This window comes from Halogeometricum sp. CBA1124 (genome assembly GCF_009741955.1).
GTDB lineage: Archaea > Halobacteriota > Halobacteria > Halobacteriales > Haloferacaceae > Halogeometricum > Halogeometricum rufum.
On sequence record NZ_WPCD01000270.1, the window covers coordinates 1 to 4,078 of the forward strand.

A 4,078-nucleotide genomic window follows, 5' to 3' on the forward strand; every position below is an offset into this window, starting at 1 on the left:
TGACTCCGCGTGACCGACGAAGAACTCGCCAAAGACCTCGGGCCACTCGCCGCTCTCACCATCGGCGTCGGCACGATGATCGGTGCGGGCATCTTCGTCCTGCCCGGCGAGGCGGCCGCAATCGCCGGCCCCGTCGTCGCCGTCTCGTTCGTCGTCGGCGGCGTCGTCTCCATCTTCACGGCGCTCTCGGCGTCGGAACTCGGCACGGCCATGCCGAAGGCCGGCGGCGGCTACTACTACATCAACCACGCCCTCGGCCCCCTGTTCGGGAGCATCGCCGGCATGGGCAACTGGATGGGGCTGGCGTTCGCCTCGGCGTTCTACATGCTCGGGTTCGGCGGGTTCATCATCGAACTCGTGGACGTGCCGACGGTCGGACTCGGGATTCTCACGCTCGACCCGACGCAGGTGGCTGCCCTCGTCGCGGGTGCGACGTTCGTCGGCGTCAACTACGTCGGCGCCAAGGAGACGGGGACGCTCCAGAACGTCATCGTCATCACGCTGGTCGCCATCCTGACGGTGTTCACGATACTCGGCCTCACGATGGCCGACCTCTCGACGCTCCGCCCGTTCGCGCCCAACGGGTACGGTGCCATCCTCCCCGGGACGGCACTGGTGTTCGTCTCGTTCCTCGGGTTCGCGAAGATAACGACCGTCGCGGAGGAGATTAAGAATCCCGGACGGAACCTCCCGCTGGCCGTCGTCGGTTCCGTCGTCATCGTGACCGTGATGTACGCCGTCATCATGGTGATGCTGATGGGCGTCCTCAACTGGACGGAACTCGCTCAGTCGGCGACCCCGGTCATCGACGTGGCGGAAGTCGTCTTCTCGAACACGCTCGGTCTCGGCGTCGTCGGCGCGGGTCTCATCCTGTTCGGCGGCCTCCTCGCAACCGCGTCGAGCGCGAACGCGTCCATCCTCGCGTCCTCGCGAATCAACTTCGCGATGGGACGCGACAGGCTCATCACGGCGTGGCTGAACGACATCCACCCGCGCTTCTCGACGCCGTACCGCTCTATCGCCGTCACCGGCGTCCTCATCCTCTTGTTCATCGCCGTCGGCAACGTGAAGGTGCTGGCGAAGGCGGGCAGCGTCCTCCACCTCATCGTCTACGGGCTGATGAACGTCGCTCTCATCGTGATGCGGGAGGCCGACGTCGCCGACTACGACCCCGAGTTCACCGCCCCGCTCTACCCGGTCGTCCCGATTCTGGGGGCCGTCCTCTCGTTCGGACTCATCGCCTTCATGGAACCCATCGAGATAGCGCTCGCCGCCGGTTTCGTCGTCGCGTCGGTGGCGTGGTACCTCGTCTACGCGCGCGGGAAGACGGAGAAGTCCGGCGTCCTCAGCGAGTACGTCCTCAACCAGTCGGAGAAGATGCCCGACGCCGCCGTCTCGGCGGCCACGTCCGTCCAACCGGACGGCGGCCAGTACCGCGTGATGGTGCCGCTGGCGAACCCCGCACACGAGACGGACCTCATCACCCTCGCCAGCGCCGTCGCGAAGGCCCGCGACGGCACCGTCGTCGCCGTCCACATCGAACAGGTGCCCGACCAGACGGCGTTGGAGTCCGCCCGCGAACGCGGCGACTTCGCGGAGGCGCACGAACTGCTCGAAGCCGCCCGCGAGGACGCCGAGACGTTCGGCGTGCCCGTGGAGACGCACACCGTCCTCTCGCACCGGTCGTTCGAGGAGATATTCGACGCCGCGCGCACGTACGACGCCGACCTGACCGTCATGGGCTGGGGCCCGGACTCCCACGGGGCCCCGGGTCGCGCCGAGAGCGCCGTCGACGAACTCGCCAGTTCGCTCCCGTGCGACTTCCTCGTCCTGAAGGACCGCGGGTTCGACCCCGCGGAGATTCTGGTCCCGACGGCGGGCGGTCCCGACTCGGACCTCTCGGCCGCCGTCGCCGCCACCCTCGCCGAGCAGTACGGGTCGACGGTCCGCCTCCTCCACGTCACCGACGACGAGGCGGAGGGCGAACGGTTCCTCTCGGAGTGGGCCGAGAACCACGGACTCGGCGACGCCGAACTGATCGTCGAGGAGTCCGACGACGTGGAGTCGGCCATCGCGCGCCACGCGCGAGACGCGACGATGCTCGTCATCGGCGCGACGGAACGCGGCCTGCTCTCGCGACTCGTCCGCGGGACGCTGGTCCTCGACGTGGTGAACGAGGTGGACTGTTCGGTCCTGCTGGCCGAGAAGACGCGGAAACGCTCGCTCGCGGAGCGGTTGTTCGGCAATCGCTGACCGGGCGGCCGGTATCGGCCGGTCGGCCGCCGCCGCGGTGAGGCGACCCCTCCATCGAGCGATAGCGTATTTGTCCACGGGTCCCCTACGGACGGTATGTCGTCTCTCGACACCGTTCACGACGGCGGCGTCACGCCGGACGTCGTGGGGATGCGGGGCGAATCGCAGTTCGTCGACGTGGGCGACGTCGAACTCCACGTCGTCACCGCCGGCCCGGAGGACGGCGAACCGGTCGTCCTCCTGCACGGCTTCCCCGAGTTCTGGTACGGCTGGCACGAGTGCATCGGCCCGCTGGCCGACGAGGGGTACCGCGTCGTCGTCCCCGACCAGCGCGGCTACCACCTGAGCGACAAGCCCGAGGCCGTCGCCGCCTACCACCCCGACGAACTCGCCGGCGACGTGCTCGGACTCCTCGACGCCCTCGACGTGCCGGACGCACACCTCGTCGGCCACGACTGGGGGGCGTTCGTCGCGTGGTGGGTCGGACTCCACACGCCCGAGCGAGTCAGGACGCTCTCGGCGCTGAACGTCCCCCACCCGACGGCGTCAGACGAGCGCTCAAGAACGACTGGGAACAGCGGTTCAAGAGCTGGTACGTCCTGTTCTTCCAGCTCCCGAAGGTGCCCGAGGCGCTGGCGAAAGTCGGCGGCTACCGCACGCTCTGTGACCTGATGCGCCGGTCCAGCCAACCCGGGACGTTCAGCGAAGCCGACTTCGACTGCTACCGGGCGGCGTGGTCGCAACCTGACGCGTACCGGTCGATGGTGAACTGGTACCGGGCAATCGTCCGGTCGAACCCGCGACCGAAGACCGAACGCGTCGAGGTACCGACGCTCGTGCTCTGGGGGGCGAAAGACGCCTTCCTCACCCGGTCGCTGGCCCTCCAGAGCGTCGAGTACTGCGAGGACAGCCACCTCGTCGTCCTCGACGACGCGACTCACTGGATACAGCACGAGGAACCCGTCCGCGTCCGGCAGGAACTCACCGACCACTTCCGGATGTGCGAGAACTGAGCGGGACGGAGGCGGCGGCTCTCACGACTCCCTCCTGAGTCTATATACCCTCACCGAGTCGACTTAGCGACTTACTTAAGGAAGCGGGAGAGACGTTCTAGTGACGCGGAAAGAGGTCGCGTTACCGGGACTGGATGACCCCGACCGATACTACCTCGTTCGCGTCTCCTTCATGAGCCGACCGGTCGCCCCCCGTGCGGTCGGTCGCTTTCCCTCACCGTGACTGGCGAGACGACCGTCCGAACGCGACTTCGAAGCGCGCACCGCCGGACCGACTCTCGCCGACGCTGACCCGCCAGTCGTGCGCGTCGGCTATCGCGGTGACGATGGCGAGACCGAACCCGGTGCCGTCGTCGTCGCCGGTGACGCCGTACTGGAACACGGAGTCGCGGCCGCTCTCGGGGATTCCGGGGCCGTCGTCGGCGACGTAGAAGCCGTCCTCGGTGCCGCCGACTTCGACGGTCACCTCGGGCCCGGCGTGCGACCCGGCGTTCTCGAACAGGTTCTCGAGGAGGCGACGGAGGCGGGACTCGTCGGCCGACACCGTCTCGGGCGGGTCCGCGAACGCCAGCGTCCCCGTCTCCGGGCCGGCGACGTTCCACGCTCGCTCCGTCACCGTCGACAGCGAGACGGCGGTCCGTTCGACCGACCGCGCGCCCTCGTGCGCCAGCGTCAGCGCTTCGTCGATGCGGTCGTTCATCCGCAACAGCGACTGGTACGCCGAGTCGAGGTGGGGGTGGGACTCGCCCGGATACTGCGCGCGGGCCACGTCGAGTTGAGCGAGTGCGGCGCTGAGCGGGTTCCGCAGGTCG

General features: G+C 68.4%; 2 protein-coding genes and 1 pseudogene. 2 read left to right on the plus strand and 1 reads right to left on the minus strand.

Going from position 1 to position 4,078, the window contains the following annotated elements; all coding sequences use genetic code 11:
* Positions 1-9 precede the first annotated feature (9 nt).
* Together GJ632_RS20060 and GJ632_RS20065 are read left to right on the plus strand one after the other, a co-directional pair.
* Positions 10-2,253 (plus strand): amino acid permease, encoded by a 2,244-nt coding sequence (locus GJ632_RS20060; RefSeq protein WP_343161286.1) that lies wholly within the window; start codon positions 10-12, stop codon positions 2,251-2,253.
* Positions 2,254-2,349: 96 nt separating this feature from the next.
* Positions 2,350-3,266, plus strand: a pseudogene (locus GJ632_RS20065) (alpha/beta fold hydrolase).
* Between the two features lie 214 nt (positions 3,267-3,480).
* On the opposite strand, the gene GJ632_RS20070 reads toward GJ632_RS20065, so the two are convergent.
* Positions 3,481-4,078, minus strand: a 598-nt coding sequence (locus GJ632_RS20070; RefSeq protein ID WP_197428117.1) for a HAMP domain-containing sensor histidine kinase, incomplete at its 5' end; no start/stop codon positions are given.